15 protein-coding genes and 1 pseudogene are annotated in these 15,759 nt (G+C 67.7%); 12 read left to right on the top strand and 4 right to left on the bottom strand.

What is annotated here, in order from left to right:
- Positions 1 to 228, top strand: a pseudogene (locus AC1DZV_RS20550) (pyridoxal 5'-phosphate synthase lyase subunit PdxS); the annotation flags it as partial.
- 168 nt (positions 229 to 396) lie between these two features.
- On the opposite strand, the gene AC1DZV_RS20545 reads toward AC1DZV_RS20550, so the two are convergent.
- Complete coding sequence (locus AC1DZV_RS20545) at positions 397 to 2,409, bottom strand: M3 family metallopeptidase (RefSeq protein ID WP_476949385.1); 2,013 nt, start codon at positions 2,407 to 2,409, stop codon at positions 397 to 399.
- A gap of 82 nt (positions 2,410 to 2,491) precedes the next feature.
- On the opposite strand from AC1DZV_RS20545, the gene AC1DZV_RS20540 reads away from it, so the two are divergent.
- From AC1DZV_RS20540 to AC1DZV_RS20530, 3 genes are read left to right on the top strand one after another with little or no spacing between them, the layout of a single operon-like run.
- The gene (locus AC1DZV_RS20540; RefSeq protein ID WP_476949386.1) at positions 2,492 to 3,766 is read left to right on the top strand and encodes a CapA family protein; all 1,275 of its coding nucleotides are present in this window, start codon (positions 2,492 to 2,494) and stop codon (positions 3,764 to 3,766) included.
- 11 nt (positions 3,767 to 3,777) lie between these two features.
- The gene (locus AC1DZV_RS20535; RefSeq protein ID WP_476954467.1) at positions 3,778 to 4,653 is read left to right on the top strand and encodes an alpha/beta fold hydrolase; all 876 of its coding nucleotides are present in this window, start codon (positions 3,778 to 3,780) and stop codon (positions 4,651 to 4,653) included.
- 9 nt (positions 4,654 to 4,662) lie between these two features.
- Complete coding sequence (locus AC1DZV_RS20530) at positions 4,663 to 5,499, top strand: alpha/beta fold hydrolase (protein WP_476954466.1); 837 nt, start codon at positions 4,663 to 4,665, stop codon at positions 5,497 to 5,499.
- 34 nt (positions 5,500 to 5,533) lie between these two features.
- Here AC1DZV_RS20530 and AC1DZV_RS20525 read toward each other — a convergent pair whose 3' ends face one another.
- The 3 genes from AC1DZV_RS20525 to AC1DZV_RS20515 are packed head-to-tail and all read right to left on the bottom strand — an operon-like array spanning position 5,534 to position 8,111.
- The gene (locus tag AC1DZV_RS20525) at positions 5,534 to 6,022 is read right to left on the bottom strand and encodes a GNAT family N-acetyltransferase (RefSeq protein WP_476871607.1); all 489 of its coding nucleotides are present in this window, start codon (positions 6,020 to 6,022) and stop codon (positions 5,534 to 5,536) included.
- Between the two features lie 5 nt (positions 6,023 to 6,027).
- Positions 6,028 to 6,825, bottom strand: a complete 798-nt coding sequence (locus AC1DZV_RS20520; protein WP_476949389.1) for a type 1 glutamine amidotransferase — start codon at positions 6,823 to 6,825, stop codon at positions 6,028 to 6,030.
- Positions 6,822 to 8,111 carry a MurT ligase domain-containing protein gene (locus AC1DZV_RS20515; protein ID WP_476949390.1) on the bottom strand — a complete coding sequence of 430 codons (1,290 nt, stop codon included), beginning with the start codon at positions 8,109 to 8,111 and terminating at the stop codon, positions 6,822 to 6,824. Before AC1DZV_RS20515 ends, AC1DZV_RS20520 begins: the two co-directional genes overlap by 4 nt.
- Positions 8,112 to 8,213: 102 nt before the next feature.
- Between AC1DZV_RS20515 and pdxT the strand changes: the two genes are divergently transcribed.
- The 8 genes from pdxT (at position 8,214) to secF (ending at position 15,742) form a co-directional block, all read left to right on the top strand.
- A complete protein-coding gene (gene pdxT, locus AC1DZV_RS20510) occupies positions 8,214 to 8,924 on the top strand; it encodes a pyridoxal 5'-phosphate synthase glutaminase subunit PdxT (protein ID WP_476949391.1) in 711 nt (236 codons plus the stop codon).
- 3 nt (positions 8,925 to 8,927) lie between these two features.
- Positions 8,928 to 9,683 (top strand): YebC/PmpR family DNA-binding transcriptional regulator, encoded by a 756-nt coding sequence (locus AC1DZV_RS20505; RefSeq protein WP_079554202.1) that lies wholly within the window; start codon positions 8,928 to 8,930, stop codon positions 9,681 to 9,683.
- A gap of 48 nt (positions 9,684 to 9,731) precedes the next feature.
- Positions 9,732 to 10,319, top strand: a complete 588-nt coding sequence (gene ruvC, locus AC1DZV_RS20500; RefSeq protein WP_476949759.1) for a crossover junction endodeoxyribonuclease RuvC — start codon at positions 9,732 to 9,734, stop codon at positions 10,317 to 10,319.
- 125 nt (positions 10,320 to 10,444) lie between these two features.
- Complete coding sequence (ruvA, locus tag AC1DZV_RS20495; protein WP_018773177.1) at positions 10,445 to 11,089, top strand: Holliday junction branch migration protein RuvA; 645 nt, start codon at positions 10,445 to 10,447, stop codon at positions 11,087 to 11,089.
- Entirely contained in the window at positions 11,082 to 12,206 is a 1,125-nt protein-coding gene (gene ruvB / locus AC1DZV_RS20490) for a Holliday junction branch migration DNA helicase RuvB (protein ID WP_476949392.1), read from the top strand. Before ruvA ends, ruvB begins: the two co-directional genes overlap by 8 nt.
- A 214-nt stretch (positions 12,207 to 12,420) precedes the next feature.
- On the top strand, positions 12,421 to 12,843 hold the full coding sequence (yajC, locus tag AC1DZV_RS20485; protein WP_476949393.1) for a preprotein translocase subunit YajC: 423 nt from the start codon (positions 12,421 to 12,423) through the stop codon (positions 12,841 to 12,843).
- Between the two features lie 103 nt (positions 12,844 to 12,946).
- Positions 12,947 to 14,722 carry a protein translocase subunit SecD gene (gene secD, locus AC1DZV_RS20480; RefSeq protein ID WP_476949394.1) on the top strand — a complete coding sequence of 592 codons (1,776 nt, stop codon included), beginning with the start codon at positions 12,947 to 12,949 and terminating at the stop codon, positions 14,720 to 14,722.
- On the top strand, positions 14,723 to 15,742 hold the full coding sequence (secF, locus tag AC1DZV_RS20475) for a protein translocase subunit SecF (RefSeq protein ID WP_028277691.1): 1,020 nt from the start codon (positions 14,723 to 14,725) through the stop codon (positions 15,740 to 15,742).
- The last annotated feature ends 17 nt before the right edge of the window (positions 15,743 to 15,759 follow it).

The raw sequence follows: 15,759 nt of genomic DNA, 5'->3' as shown, positions 1-15,759 counted from the left end.
GACGCCGCGATGATGATGCAGCTCGGCGCCGACGGCGTGTTTGTCGGCTCCGGCATCTTCAAGTCCGGCAACCCGGCCCAGCGTGCCGCCGCCGTCGTGAAGGCCACCACGTTCTACGACGACCCGGACGAGATCGCCAAGGCCTCCCGGGGCCTGGGCGAGGCCATGGTCGGCATCAACGTCGACGAGATCCCGCAGCCGCACCGCCTCGCCGAGCGCGGCTGGTAACGTTCGACTGATTCTCCACAGACTCGGCGCCAAGGCGCCTCGTCCATGGAGCCTCTGCAGTCTCTCTTATTAGGCCAAGAGAGTCGGGCGCAATTGTCGCCAAAGTATTAAGTACGACGCCGGCCGGTCACCTTCTTAGGTGGCCGGCCGCCTTCGCTCTGTGAGGGGTCAGTCGAGGCCGCGGCGCTTCAGCAGCGGCGCGAGATCCGAGTCCCGGCCGCGGAAGGCGCGGAAGGACTCCAGCGGATCCCGGCTGTTGCCGCGGGAAAGCAGTTCGGCGCGGAAGAAATTGCCGTTGGCGCGGCTGAGGCCGCCGTTTTCCTTGAACCATTCCACGGTGTCAGCGTCCAGGACCTCGCTCCAGATGTAGGAGTAGTAGCCGGCGGCATACCAGCCTCCCGCGAAGATGTGCTGGAAGTAGCCGGTCCGGTAGCGCGGCGGGATCAGGCTGTGCGCCACGCCGGCCGCGGCCAGCGCCTTCGCTTCAAACTCGACGGCGTCATCCGGGATGTCGGAGCCGTCCAGGACATGCCACGCCAGGTCCAGCAGGGCAGCGCCGAGGTATTCGGTGGTGCCGAAGCCTTCGCCCCAGAGCTGGGCGGCGTTGAGTTTGTCCACTGTCTCCTGCGGCAGGGGCTCACCGGTGGCGTGGTGCCGGGCATAGTTGGCCAGGACCTCGGGCCACATGATCCACATTTCGTTGACCTGCGAAGGGTATTCCACAAAGTCCCGCGGCACGTTCGTGCCGGAGAACCGAGGATAGGTGACGGCGGAAAACAGGCCGTGCAGGGCGTGGCCGAACTCGTGGAAGGTGGTGCGGAGCTCGTCCAGCGTCAGCAGGGTGGGTTCGCCGGCCGGCGGCTTGGAGATGTTGAGGTTGTTGATCACCACGGGTCGGGTGTTCAAGAGCCCTGACTGCTCCACGAGGGAATTCATCCACGCGCCCCCGCGCTTCGTCTCCCGTGTGTAGTAATCGCCGAGGAACAGGCCCAGGTCCGTGCCGTCGGAATTCTTCACCTCCCAGACGCGCACGTCCGGGTGGTAGCCGGCGAGGTCGGCGCGTTCGTGGAAGGTGACGCCGTACAGGGCGTTCGCCGCGAAGAACACACCATCATTCAAAACCCTGTCCAGCTCGAAGTAGGGGCGCAGGGCCTGTTCGTCCACGGCATACCGCTCCCGCTTGACCTTGGCAGAGTAATACGCCCAGTCCCAGGCCTCGAGGGGGTGGCCGGCGGCCCCGGCCAGTGCCTCGGCCTCTGCGTCGGCATTGCGGACGGCGGCCGGGGCCAGCCGGCTCATCATTGCCTGAACGGCCTGGAAGTCCGGTGCCGTCTGCCGGTCCACGCTGAGTTCGGCGAAGTTCGCGAACCCGAGAAGGCTGGCCTTCTCGGCGCGGAGCCGGACCATGTCCTTGACCAGGTCGAGCACATCGAAGCTGCCGCCGTCGCTGCCGCGGCCGATGGAGGCCTCGTAGAGGCGACGGCGGATCTCCCGGTTCGCCAGCGCGGCCATGGCAGGCTGGTTGCTCGGCTGGATCAGGGTCAGCAGGAACTTTCCCTCGTGCCCGGCGGTCCGGGCGGCCTCGGCGGCGCTGGCGACGTCGTCGGCGGGCAGGCCTGCGAGGTCGGCGGCGTCATCCAGCAGCAGGGCAGCGGACTTCATGCCCTCCTTGACGCGCTGGCCGAACTCGGTGCCGAGCCGGGAAAGTTCGGCGTTGACCTCCTTGAGGCGCTCCTGGCCGGCGTCGTCGAGCTGGATGCCGGAGGCCCGGAACTCCTTGAGGTATTCCTCCACGAGCCGGGCGGACTCCGCGTCCAGGACCGCTGCGTCCAGCGCCGCGAAGCGCTCGTAGAGCCCGCGGTTGAGATAGACGGCGTCCTGGTGGGCGGCAAAGAGCGGGGACAGACGGGTCTCGAGGTCGCGGATGGTGTCTGAGGCGTCTGCGGACACCAGCGTGAAAAAGGACGCGGCGGCCCGGTCCAGGAGCCGGCCGGAGCGTTCCATGGCGAGGGCCGTGTTTTCGAAGGTCGGGGCCGCCGGGGTGTCCACGATGGCCTGGATTTCGGCAAGGTGCTCGGCCAGGCCGGTCTCGACGGCCTCGGCGTAGTGCGCGTCGTCGATATCCGCGAACGGCGGCAGTCCATAGGGCAGGGTGCTGGGGCTCAGGAGGGGATTGGTCATGAAATGACTCTTTCATGCAGGCGGCCGCTTCTCAACGATCGCCTCCGTGTGTTGTGATGCCGCCCACCATAGGATGAGCGGCATGGAGAACACGACCGCGGGGCCGCGGGGCCGGATCCTGACCGCAGCAACGGCCGTTGTTCTCGCGTCGTTGCTGGCATCCTGCGGACTCCTCGCCGGGCCGGATAACCCCCCGGGTCCCACGGCAGGCGGTACCGGCGGAACATCCGACGTTGCCCAGCCGCCGTCGGGCACCCCGACGCCCACACCGACACCGACACCCACACCGACGCCGACGCCCGGGAAGGGTCCAGGCTGTGCGGCCGCCCGGTGCACTTCCGTCCTCGTCACCGGGGACATGCTGGTCCACCCCCAGCTCTGGCAGCAGGCCCGCGAGGACGCCCGCGCCGCCGGCGCCGCGGGGCTGGACTTCGGGCCGCTGCTGGAGGGCCAGCGGCGCTACATCGAGCAGAGCGACGTGGCGATCTGCCATCTGGAGACCCCGGTGGCCGGCCCGGGCGGACCGTTCTCCGGGTATCCCTCCTTCAACGTTCCGCCGCAGATCATCACCGCCGTGCGGGGCGTGGGCTATCAGGCCTGCACGACCGCCAGCAATCACACCGTTGACCGCGGCACCGCGGGACTCATCCGCACCCTGGACGTCCTCGACGCCGCCGGACTCCGGCACACGGGCTCGTACCGAACCGAGGTAGAGTCCCAGGGCATCCTGATCCTGCAGACCGCCGCGGCCAAAATCGCCGTCATTGATGCCACATACGGCCTCAACGGGCTGCGCGCCGAGCAGCCCTGGCAGGTCGACCTGCTCGATCCCGATGCCATGATTTCCAAGGCACGCAAGGCCCGGGCTTTGGGCGCGGACATCGTGCTGGGGGTCATGCACGCCGGGGAAGAGTACTTAGCCGAGCCCAACACCCAGCAGCGCGACGTCGCTCATGCGCTCGTGGACAGCGGCCTGTTCAGCCTGGTCTACGGCCACCACAGCCACTCGGTGCTGCCGATCGAGAAGTACAAGGGAACCTGGATTGTGTACGGGCTCGGCAACGGCATCACCGAGCTCTCGCCCTCGTTCGTGGTCAACAACGAGGGCCTGTTGGTCCGGGTGCAGTTCAGCCAGGACGCGGCCGGGTCCTGGGCCGCCTCGGACCTGGCCTGGGCGCCGTCGGTAATAGTCCGCGGACCCTACCGCTGGTGTTCGGTGGCGGCCGACGCGCCGCAGGGCCGTTGCGCCGGAACGGCGGCGGACGCGGCCACGCGCCGGCGCACCACGGCCGTGCTGGAGTCGATGGGCGCCGCGGCGGCGGGCGCCCATGAGCTGATTCTCACCCCGGGGCCCTAAGCTTGGGCGGCATGGAGATGATCAACGAACGGCGGCGCACCGTCGCGTCCAGCGGGGCCGAGCTTGCCGTCTTCGAGTATGGCAGGGAGCCGGGTCCCGAAGTGCCCACGTTGCTGCTGGTACACGGCTATCCGGACGATCATCAGGTCTTCCTGCCGGCCATCGGTGATCTGGCCCGAAGCCACCACGTAGTCGCCTACGACACCCGGAACGCGGGCGCGTCCGTCGTCACGGGCCTCCCCGGGGACTTCACCCTGAAGACGCTCGTGGATGACATGTTCGCCGTGCTGGCCACCGTCGGAGCCGCGGATGTCCATCTTGTGGGCCATGACTGGGGCTCGATCCAGGGCTGGGCCGCCGTCCAGGACCCCCGGGCCGCGGGCCTGATCGGCCGGTACACGTCCATCTCGGGCCCCGACCTGCGGCACTTCTCCCGCTGGGTGCGGAGCCGGTATGCACGTCCCCGGGCGTGGCCGCAGCTGGCCGGACAATTGGCCCGCAGTTGGTACATCGCCGCGTTCCTTGTACCGAAGCTGCCGGAGGCCGCCTGGCGCCTCTTCCTCACGAAACGCTACGGGCAGACGGCCAAGCGCGACGTCGGCGATGATCCCATCCGCGGCCTGGCCCTTTACCGCGCAAATTTCTTCTCGGCGGTGAACTGGCCGGCCGGCGGCCGCGTGACGCTGCCCGTCCAGGTGGTGGTGCCGCTGAAGGATTCCTTCCTGTCGCCGGACCTCGTGGACGGACTGGATTCCTGGGTGGATGATCTCACGGTGATCCGGGTGGACAGCGGCCACTGGTGGCCGGCATCCCGGCCGGCGGAGTTCGCGGAGCTGCTCCGGCAGCCGCAGCCGATGCCGCAGCCGACGACGCAGATAACACCGTAGGCCGGCGTCATGGCCCGGGCAAACCGGCGGGATCGGGAATCCCGGAGCGGGACGTTCAGCAACGGGATGGAATACCTGACGTGGGGCCGGGGCCCGAAGACGCTCTTGTTCGTCCAGGGCGGACCGGGGAGCTTCGTGCCCCAGGGGGTGCTGCGCGGACTGTTCCGGCGGGAGTTTGCCGCCTATCAGGAGGCCGGGTACGCCATCTGGATTGTCACCCGCCGGCGGAACATGCCGGCGTCGCACACCAGCGCCGACATGGCGGACGACTACGCCCGGCTGATCGCCGAGGAGTTCGGCGGCAGGGTCGGCCTGGTGGTGGCCGAGTCATTCGGCGGGATGATCGGGCAGTACCTGGCCGCCCGCCATCCCCAGTCCTTCGGGCACATCGCGATGGTGGTCACGGCGGCCGAACTGAGCGCGTGGGGCAAAGACGTGGACGAGCGGATGGCCGCCGCCGTCGCTGCCGGAGACGCAGGCCGCGCCGGGACGGTCCTGGCCGAGTACCTCTTCCCGGGGCCGCGGACCCGCTGGCTGCGGGAACTGCTGGGACCTGTCGTCGGCCGGCGCGTGCTGGACCCCTCCGGATGCCCCGCCGCGGACGTGCTGACGGAGGCGCGGGCCGAGTTCACGTTCGATGCGCGGGCGGTACTGCCGCTCATTCGTCCGCCCGTCCTGCTGCTCTGCGGCGGCCGGGACGCGTTCTTCCCGAGGACGGTTGCGGAGGAGACCGCGCAATTGATTCCAGACTGCACCCTGATCGTCTACGAACGATGGGGCCATGTCCGGGCGGGATCGAGCCGGCGGGTGCCGCGCGACGTCCTGGCCTTCGTCCGGAGCCGATGAGGGCAGGCGGGGCCGATGGAAAGCTGCCCGGCAGCTACCCGGCGTCCAGAAGCAGGGACATGAAGACGCTGTTGGGGTCGGCTTCGTAGCCGGCAAACGGCGGGCAGTCCGTGAAACCGTGCCGCTCGTACAGCCGCCGCGCGGGGGCGAAGAACTCCTGGCTCCCCGTCTCCAGGAACAGGCGTTCGTAGCCACTGTGCCGGGCCTCGGCCAGGAGGTGGCGGAGCAGCGCCGACGCAACGCCGCGCCCGCGGGCTGCATTCGCGGTGCGCATCGACTTGATCTCGGCGTCGCCGGGAGCCAGGTGTTTCAGCGCCGCGCAGCCCAGGAGCCGGGAGTCCTGCCGGGCGGTCCAGAAGCTGATGCCGGGTCCGGCCAGCGCGGCGGGATCAAGGGCGTGGACGCTTTCCGGCGGGGAGGTCGCGTACATGTCGGCGAGGTGTTCGCCCAGGAGCCGCAGGACGTCCTCGCGCTCCGGGGTGTCGCGCCCAATCCGGACCGTGCCGCCCTCGGCGCCGGCCACCCGGGTCAGCGGGGCCGGCGGGCGGCGTGTTCCCGCGCCAGCACCGCGTAGGAGTCATCCGGCGTGCCCGGGGTGAAGCTGCCGTATTTACGTTCGACGGCGGTCCGGATCAGGAAATCCGCGAGAGCCGGGTTCTTGGGCAGCAGCGAGCCGTGCAGGTAGCTCGCCACGATGTTGCGGTAGCGGGCGCCCTCCTGACCGTCCGTGCTGTTGTTGCCGGTGCCTTTGGCCGTCGTCCCGAGCGGTTCGACGCCCGGTCCCAGAGTGGTCTGGCCGCTGTGGTTTTCGTAGCCGAGGATGCTGCCGAATTCGGGGGAGGAGACCGTGACGTTGCCGATCAGGCGCTCGTCGGTGCCGTGGGTTTCCACGTCCAGGATGCCGATTCCCGGAAGGACGGACCCGAGCCGGGTCTTGAAGAATTTCCCGAACAGCTGGTACAGCCCGCAGATCACGAGCATCGGGGTGCCCTCGTCGGCCATCTGCTTCAGGGTGGACTCGCGCGAGAGGAGGTCGTCCTGGATGACGAGCTGTCCGCTGTCCTGGCCGCCGCCACCGACGATCAGGTCCACGTCTGCAGGGAACGGGTCACCAACGTTGTACTCGAGCAGTTCCGGCGTGTAGCCGTGCCAGCGCAAGCGCTGCGCGAGGACCAGGGCGTTGCCCCAGTCGCCGTAAATGTTCATGTCCCGCGGGTAGAGCTGCAGGACCCGGATGGTTCCCTTGCTGGGGGCCGCGGAATCTTCGGGCGGAAGTTCGTGCCCAAAGGACAGCTCGTTCGGGGTTTCGGGGGACCCGGGGGTCATGAGACCACCTCCACTGTGGTGATTTTGGACAGCTCGCGGCGGATAGCCAGCATGGCCGTGTAGGTGCAAAAGATCCTCTTCGGCTTGCCCTCGCCGCCGCGGATGAACGCTGCCAGTGCCGGCGCAATGTCCGTGTCGACGGCGCCGATCGCGACGTCGTCGTACTGGAGCCGCAGCGCCATGTCATACGCGCGGGAGCCCGTGAGCTGGTCCACGCCGCTGGCGCGGAGCGTGTCGAATTCGACGTCCCACAGCCAGGACATGTCCCGGCCGTCTGCGTAGTTGTCGTTGATCGCGATCATCGTGGCGTACCCCCCGGCCGGGAACGACTTGAGGCCGAGCCGGAAACCGCTGGGGTTCTTGACCAGCACCAGTTCCAGCGGCAGGCCATCGACCACGAGGCTTTCGCCGCGGCCGAACGCCGGCGCCACCTTGGACAGCGCCGTGAGCAGGCCGGCCTGGTCGGTCCCGGTGCCGCGGGCGCCGGAGACGCCGCGGGCCAGGGTCAGCGCGGCGGCGGCATTGAAGATGTTGTAGACGCCGCGCAGTTTCATCCCCGTGGTGACCGTCGCGCCGTCGTACTCGAAATCGGCGTCGTCGGCGCCCACTCGGCGCAACACGACGTCGGCGGCGGCCCGGGCGGGGGCGGCCGGCACCGGGCTGCCCGGGGCGGCGCGCATGTCGTCGTCGTTGGGGAAGGTGCTCAGCAGCGAATCGTCGAGCCCGAAGTAGAGCACCTCCGGCCCGTCCAGGGTCTGGGCGATCCGGGCAACGCGCGGGTCTTCCCGGTTCAGGACCACGGTCCCGGTGGTCTTGGACGCGATGTGCTGGAGCAGTTCGGCGGTCTTGTCGATCTCGCCGAACCGGTCCAACTGGTCGCGGAGGACATTGAGCAGGAGGCTGTACCGCGGCGGGACCTTGTTGACGAAGTGGACGGCATGCGCCTCATCCAGTTCCAGGACCGCGACGTCGGCATCGAGCCGGCCCCGCCAGTCGACCTCGCCCAGGAGGGCCGCGGCCACGCCTCGGGTGAAGTTGCTGCCGGTGCGGTTGGTGAAGACCTTCAGTCCCTGGCTCTCGAGCAGTTCCACGACCATCTTGGTGGTGGTGGTCTTCCCGTTCGTGCCACTGACGACGGCGACCCCCAGCGGCAGCGTGGACAGCGTCCGCCGCATGAAATCGGGGTCGATTTTTTCGACCACGAGCCCGGGGAGGGCCGAGCCTCCGCCCCTGAGCCGGGAGACCCGGCGGACGAACTTGCCGAGCGGAACGCTGAAGTAAAGCATGCTCTGTAATATATCCCAGCAGCGGCATGGAACCCGGACGCCCGGTGCCGCTGCATGCGTCTTCCATGCGTACTGTGCAGCGCAGAGCACTATGCTGTGGGGATGACCACCCCCTCTTTTTCCCCTGAATCCCGCGCGGGAACGGGGCTCCGGATCGGCGTCCTGGCGCTGCAGGGCGATTTCCGGGAGCATCTGCATGCCGTGGAAGCCGCCGGAGCCGCCGGCGTCGGGATCCGGCGTCCCGCCGAACTCGACGGCCTGGACGGACTCATCATCCCCGGCGGCGAATCGACCACGATCGACAAGCTCTCCCGGATCTTCGGGCTCCGGGATCCGCTGCGCGAACGCATCCAGGCCGGCCTGCCCGTCTACGGCTCGTGCGCCGGGATGATCCTGCTGGCGGACGAGATCGCGGACCCGGCGAAGGACCTGGCCGGAAACCCGCAGCAGACGTTCGGCGGACTCGACATCACCGTGCGCCGCAACGCCTTCGGCCGGCAGCGCGAGTCCTTCGAGACGGACCTGGACTTCAAGGGACTGGGCTTTAGCGACACCGGCTCCGGCGTGGCTCCCGTCCATGCGGTGTTCATCCGCGGCCCATGGGTGGAGCGTGTGGGTCCAGGGGTGGAGGTCCTGGCGCAGGCGGAACCCGCGGACCCGGAGCATGCCTCGCATGCCGCTGTCCTGGACGGGACGGCTAGAATTGTTGCAGTGCGTTCCGGCAAGCTGCTGGCCACCTCCTTCCACCCGGAAGTGACGGGGGAGAAGCGCGTGCATGAACTGTTTATTCGAATGATCAGAGGAGAAGCGTAAAGCATGTCAGGCCACTCCAAATGGGCGACGACCAAGCATAAGAAGGCCATCCTTGACAGCCGCCGGGCCAAGTCGTTCGCCAAGCTGATCAAGAACATCGAAGTCGCCGCGCGCATGGGCGGCCCCGACCTCTCCGGCAACCCCAGCCTGGAACTGGCCGTCACCAAGGCGAAAAAGACGTCGGTGCCCGCCGACAATATCGACCGCGCCATCAAGCGCGGCGCCGGGCTCACCGGCGAAGTCGTCGACTACACCGAAATCATGTACGAGTGCCGCGGCCCGCAGGGTTCCGCCCTGCTGATCGAGTGCCTCACGGACAACAAGAACCGTGCCGCCTCCGAGGTCCGGCTCGCCATCTCCCGCAACGGCGGCACGATCGCCGATCCCGGCTCCGTCAGCTACCTCTTCTCCCGCAAGGGCGTCGTCTCGCTGCCGAAGAACGGCCTGACCGAGGACGACGTCCTGATGGCCGTGCTGGATGCCGGGGCCGAGGAAGTCAAGGACAACGGCGACAGCTTCGAGATCCACTCCGAGCCGACCGACCTCCAGGCCATCCGCGATGCCCTCAAGGAAGCCGGCATCGAGTACGACACCGACGAGGCCGAGTTTGTGCCGTCCATGCAGGTGCCGCTGGACCTCGATGCCGCCAAGAAGTTCATGAAGCTGGTGGATGCCCTGGAAGAGCTCGACGACGTCCAGAACGTGTACAGCAACGCCGACCTCAGCGACGAAGTGCAGGCCGCACTGGAAGCCGAGTGACGCACTCACCCAAACGTGACTTTGGGGCCCGGTCTTGACGGCCCAACCGTGACGCTGCGCGTGTTGGGGGTCGACCCGGGCCTCACCCGGTGCGGGATCGGCGTTGTCGACGTCGAGCGGAACCGGCGGGCCACTTTGGTGGCCTTCGGTGTTGTGGGCACGTCTCCCGAGGAGAGCCTGGACCAGCGGCTGCTGGTCATCGCCACGTCCATCGACGAGTGGCTGGACCGCTACGAACCCCAGGTCCTCGCCGTGGAGAGGGTCTTTTCCCAGCTCAACGTCAGCACGGTCATGGGGGTGGCGCAGGCCTCCGGTGTGGTCATTGCGGCCGCCGCGCGCCGTGGCATCCCGGTGGCGCTGCACACCCCGTCCGAGGTCAAGGCCGCCGTGACGGGAAGCGGGACCTCGAACAAGGACGCGGTCACCAAGCTGGTGACCAAGATCCTTCGGCTGGATGCGCCTCCGCGCCCGGCCGACGCCGCCGACGCCCTCGCGTTGGCCATCACCCACGCCTGGCGGTCCGGCGGCGGCACTTCCACCAAGGATGCAGTGACGACGGGGCCGGGCAGCCAGTCCCTCACTCCGGCGCAGCGGGCGTGGGCGGACGCGGAGGCAAAAGCGCGCCGTGCGCGCTGAATGTCCGGCTGTGAAGCCGCGGGGCTTGGTAGGGTATTCGTAGATATGTTCGGATAGCCGGCGTGCCCGGCTGTACGTTCTTTCATCACCCAGTTGTAGACGTCAGTTAGACCAGGAGCCCGGCCTTGATCAGTTTTCTTCGCGGAACCGTTGCGCATGTTGGCCTGTCCTCCGCCGTGATCGACCTCAACGGGGCCGGCATGAGCGTCAATGCCACACCGCAGACCCTCAGCGGCCTCCGGGTGGGTGAGGAGGGGAAGCTGTTCACGTCCCTGATCGTGCGGGAAGACTCGCTGACCCTGTTCGGCTTCGCCAGCGATGACGAACGCGAGGTGTTTGATGTGCTCCTCAGCGTCAGCGGCGTCGGTCCCCGCCTCGCCCTGGCCGTGCTGGCCGTCCACGAGCCGGAAGCCATCCGGGTGGCCGCCCACTCCGGCGACGGCAAGGCCTTCACGAAGGTCCCGGGCATCGGACCGAAGGTGGCCGGCCGGATCGTGCTCGAACTCGCCGGCAAGCTTGTGCCGCACGGCACCGCCGGCGCGCCTGTCGCGGCCGTTTCCGCGGAATCCGTCTGGAAGCCGCAGGTGGTGGCCGCGATGACCAGCCTGGGCTGGTCCGAAAAGGATGCCACGGCCAGCATCGACAAGTCCCTGGCCGATTCCCCGGACCTGGCCGCGAACGGCAATGTGGCGGAGATTCTCCGCGCGACGCTGCGCTGGCTGGGCCAGGACGGCGCCCGCGCCGGGAACCGGGTAGGCGCGCGTGGCTGAGCCGTCGATCGTCGCCGGGGGAGAGGAACCGGAGGAGCGGGTCATCGAAGCCGCCCTGCGGCCCAAGAACCTGCACGACTTCGTGGGCCAGCACCGGGTCCGCAAGCAGCTCTCCCTCGTGTTGGAGGCCTCGCGTATGCGTGGGCGCAGCGCGGACCACGTGCTGCTCTCGGGCCCTCCCGGCCTGGGCAAGACCACGCTGTCCATGATCATCGCCGCCGAAATGAACGTCCCGCTGCGGATCAGCAGCGGCCCGGCCATCCAGCACGCGGGCGACCTTGCGGCCATCCTGTCCTCGCTCTCTGAGGGCGAGGTCCTGTTCCTGGATGAAATCCACCGTATGTCCCGGCCGGCCGAGGAAATGCTGTACATGGCGATGGAGGATTTCCGCGTCGATATCGTCGTCGGCAAGGGCGCCGGTGCCACGGCCATTCCGCTGGAGCTGCCGCCCTTCACCCTGGTCGGCGCCACCACGCGGGCCGGCCTTCTTCCCGGCCCGCTGCGGGACCGGTTCGGTTTCACCGGCCACCTCGAGTTTTACTCCGTCGAGGAGCTGGAACTGGTCCTGCGCCGCTCCGCCGGCCTGCTTGACCTCAAGGTCAACTCCGCCGGATTCAGCGAGATTGCCGGCCGGTCCCGGGGCACGCCACGCATCGCCAACCGGCTCCTGCGCCGGGTCCGGGACTGGGCGCTCGTGCACGGCATCGAGCAAATCGACGCGCGGGCGGCCTCCGCGGCCCTGGACATGTACGAGGTGGACAAGCGGGGCCTGGACCGGCTGGACCGTGCCGTTCTCGAGGCCCTCATCACCAAGTTCGGCGGCGGGCCGGTAGGCCTGTCCACGCTCGCGATCGCCGTCGGCGAGGAAACGGAGACCGTGGAAACGGTCGCCGAGCCCTATCTGGTGCGGGAAGGACTCCTGGGCCGGACGCCGCGCGGCCGGATAGCCCTGGCGCCGGCATGGACGCACCTGGGCTTCGCCATTCCGGCCGGCGCCTTCGGCCAGGACCCGCTGGAACTGTTCCAGGCCGACGAACTGGGCGAGAGCCCGATCGTCGGGTCCGGCGGGGATCTCGGCGAAGAAACCGATCCTCAGTGGATCCGAAACAGCCGCTAGCACCGTTCTTTCAGCTTTTCCCTTTAGACTGGTATGACGCTCGGCACGTCCGGGTTTTGTTTCCGTGGGCGGAGAGCAGGTCGCCGCCGGCGGTCTGGGGGACGGTCTCGCTGCCAGTTTGCTGCGCAGACCCCTGCCCGCGCCGCCAGGAGCAGACGGACGTTGCTGAAAAACAGCTATGCAAGTACAGAACGGAACTTTCCCCTTGGATCCAATGACAATTCTCCTGTTCGTGATGCTTGGCGTGTTCGTCTTCATGATGTTCCGCCGCAACAAGAAAACGCAGCAGCAGCAGGCGCAGCTCCAGTCGAAGTTCGGCCCCGGCGTCGAGGTCATGACGAGTTTCGGGCTGTTCGGCCGGATCGTCGACATTGACGAAGCGGAGAACAAGGTCACGCTTGAGCTTTCCCCGGGCAACACGGCCACGGTGCACCGCCAGGCCGTCACCAAAATTGTGGAGCCGGTTGTCGCCGCCGAGGAGCCCACGGTCGTTCCCGACGACGCTTCCTCGCTGACCACCGAGAAGCTGGGTGCTGAGGGGACCGACGCCAGCGCCCCCGTCCACGACGCACCGCGCGCCGAAACGCCCGAGGAAACCCTGCGCCGCCTCAACGACGAGGGCAAAAAAGACAGCTAGTCTGCCTACCTGAGCTATCCCGCGAAGCAACGGTTGCGGGCATCCGTCGGCGGGCCCAGAGCCCGCGCCGGCGGATCCGCCGTAAATAATAGAAAGATCGACAATGGCACGAACTGGCCCCAAAAACTCAGCCATCAGGATGCTGGTCTGGCTTGGCGTAATCATCGCCGTCATGACGGCTGTCCTGGCGGGCGGCACGATGGCCGGCCAGGCGGGTTGGGCTCCAAAGCTCGCACTGGACCTTGAAGGTGGCACCCAGATGATCCTGGCGCCCAAGGTTGAGGGCGGTTCGGGTATCACCGAAGACCAGCTCAACCAGGCCGTGGCGATCATTCGCCAGCGCGTGGACGGCTCGGGCGTCGCGGAAGCGGAAATCAGCACGCAGTCCGGCCGCAACGTCGTCGTCAGCCTCCCGGGAACCCCTGCCAAGGAAACCCGTGCGCTGATCCAGGCTTCCGCCGACATGAACTTCCGCCCGGTCATCCAGACCGGCCCCGGCGCAGCAGTTCCCGCCGCCTCCAGGACCCCGGATGCCCAGCTGCCGAAACCGACAGCCGCCCCCGCCAACAGCAGCGACGAGAACTGGATTACCCCCGAGATCTACAAGCAGTTCGAGGCCCTCGACTGCGACAACCCCTCCCAGGACAAGCAGCAGCGCTCCGACCCGACCAAGCCGTTGGTGACCTGCGAGCCCGCCTCGGCCAAGTCGCCGGCCATCAAGTACATCCTCGGTCCGGTGGAGGTGAAGGGCTCGAACATCAAGTCCTCCTCCTTCCAGCTGCAGCGCGGCGCCCAGGGTGCCGTGACTAATGAATGGGCCGTCAACATCCAGTTCGATGACGCGGGCACCGCCAAGTTCAAGGAAATCACCGAGCGCCTGTACCAGTTCTACGCCGCCGGCGGCGGCCAGACCGGCTCGGATCCGAAATCCCAGTTCGCGATCGTCCTGGACGACCAGGTCATCTCCGCCCCGCGCTCCCTCGCCGTCATCACCGACGGCCGGCCGCAGATCACCGGCGGATTCACCGAGGAGTCGGCCAAGGCACTCTCCGACCAGCTCCGTTTCGGTGCCCTGCCGATCAGCTTCGAAATCCAGAGCGAACAGCAGATCTCGGCAACCCTCGGCGGTGAGCAGCTCCGCATGGGTATGCTCGCCGGCGTGATCGGCCTCCTGTTGGTGTTTGTCTACTCGCTGTTCCAGTACCGGGCTCTTGGCCTCGTGACCGTGGCATCCCTCGTGATCGCCGGGGTGCTGACGTTCCTGGCCATTGCCATCCTCGGCTGGACCGAAAACTACCGGCTTTCGCTCGCCGGCGTCGCGGGCCTGATCGTGGCCATCGGCCAGACAGCCGACTCGTTCATCGTCTACTTCGAACGCATCCGCGATGAGCTCCGCGAAGGCCGCGGCCTGGTCTCGGCCGTGGAAAACGGCTGGAAGCGGGCCAAGCGCACCATCCTCGCGTCCAAGGCCGTGAACCTGCTCGCCGCCGTCGTGCTGTTCTTCGTGGCAGTGGGCAACGTCCGCGGCTTCGCGTTCACCCTCGGCCTCACCGCGATCGCCGACCTCATTGTCGTCTTCATGTTCACCCACCCCACCCTGCAGTTGCTGGCCCGCACCAAGTTCTTCGGCGAAGGCCACCGGTTCTCGGGCCTGGACCCGAAGCGCCTCGGCGCCGTCCCGCTGTACCGCGGTGCAGGCCGGGTCCGTACCCCGGAGGACAAGCCCGTGGCAGTCGTGCGGGCGAAGAACACCGGCGCCGCCGCCGAGGCAGAACGCCGGATGACCATTGCAGAACGCCGCCTCGCCGAAAAGCAGGATCAGGCACAACAGGCACAGCTCGCCGGTACCTCCAAGAGCGCGTCCAAGGAGGGCAAGTAAATGGTCAACTTCTCAACATTCGGCAATGAGCTGTACACGGGCAAGCGCTCGTACGATTTCGTCGGCTACAGGAAGCTGTGGTTCCTGATCGCCGGAATCGCCGTCGCCCTCTCCATCCTGATCCCGGTCGCCAAGGGTGGGTTCAACCTCGGCATCGAGTTCCGCGGCGGCTCCGAGTTCACGGTCTCCAACGTCAAGACCACTGAGGCCTCCCTCGGCGAGAAGGCCGTCAAGGACGTCGTGGCGGGGTCCGTGCCGCGCGTGGCGAATGTCGCCGGCACCACCATGCGTATCCAGACGGACAAGCTCAGCGACGACGAGACGCTGCAGATCAAGGAGGGCCTCACCAAGGCCTACGGCGTGACGGATAACGAAGTCACCTCGACCTTCGTCGGCCCCACCTGGGGTGCGGACGTCACAAAGCAGGCGCTGATGGGCCTGGCAATCTTTGTGGGCCTGGCTGCCGTCCTGATGGCGCTCTACTTCCGAACCTGGAAGATGTCGCTCTCGGCACTTGTCGGCATGGCCGTCACGATGTTCGTGACCGCCGGTGTTTACGGCCTCAGCGACTTCGAAGTGACGCCGTCGGCCATCATCGGCTTCCTCACGGTGCTCAGCTACTCGCTGTACGACACCGTGGTGGTGTTCGACAAGATCCGGGAGAACACCTCGGACATGCAGGCCTCCACCCGGCGGACCTTCGCCGAAGAGGTCAACCTCGCCATCAACCAGACCCTGGTGCGGTCCATCAACACCATGGTGGTGGCCATCCTGCCGGTTGGCGCGATCCTCTTCATCGGGGCCGGGTTGCTCGGTGCCGGAACGCTGCGGGACCTGTCCCTGGCGCTGTTCGTGGGCATCCTGGTGGGCACCGCCGCCACGATCTTCATCGCGGCTCCGCTGTACGCCGCGCTGCGGCAGGGCGAACCCGATCTGGTAAAGCAGGCAAAACGGGTGGAACAGAGGCGTGTTGACGCGGCAGCCAAGGCCGAGTCGCCGGCGTCGCCCGCCACCGCCTGAACCGTCCCAAGCGGCCA

This window comes from Arthrobacter sp. P1_D12 (genome assembly GCF_056406175.1).
The sequence above is the reverse complement of the archived record's forward strand: the minus strand, read 5'-3'. Positions and strand labels throughout refer to the sequence as shown.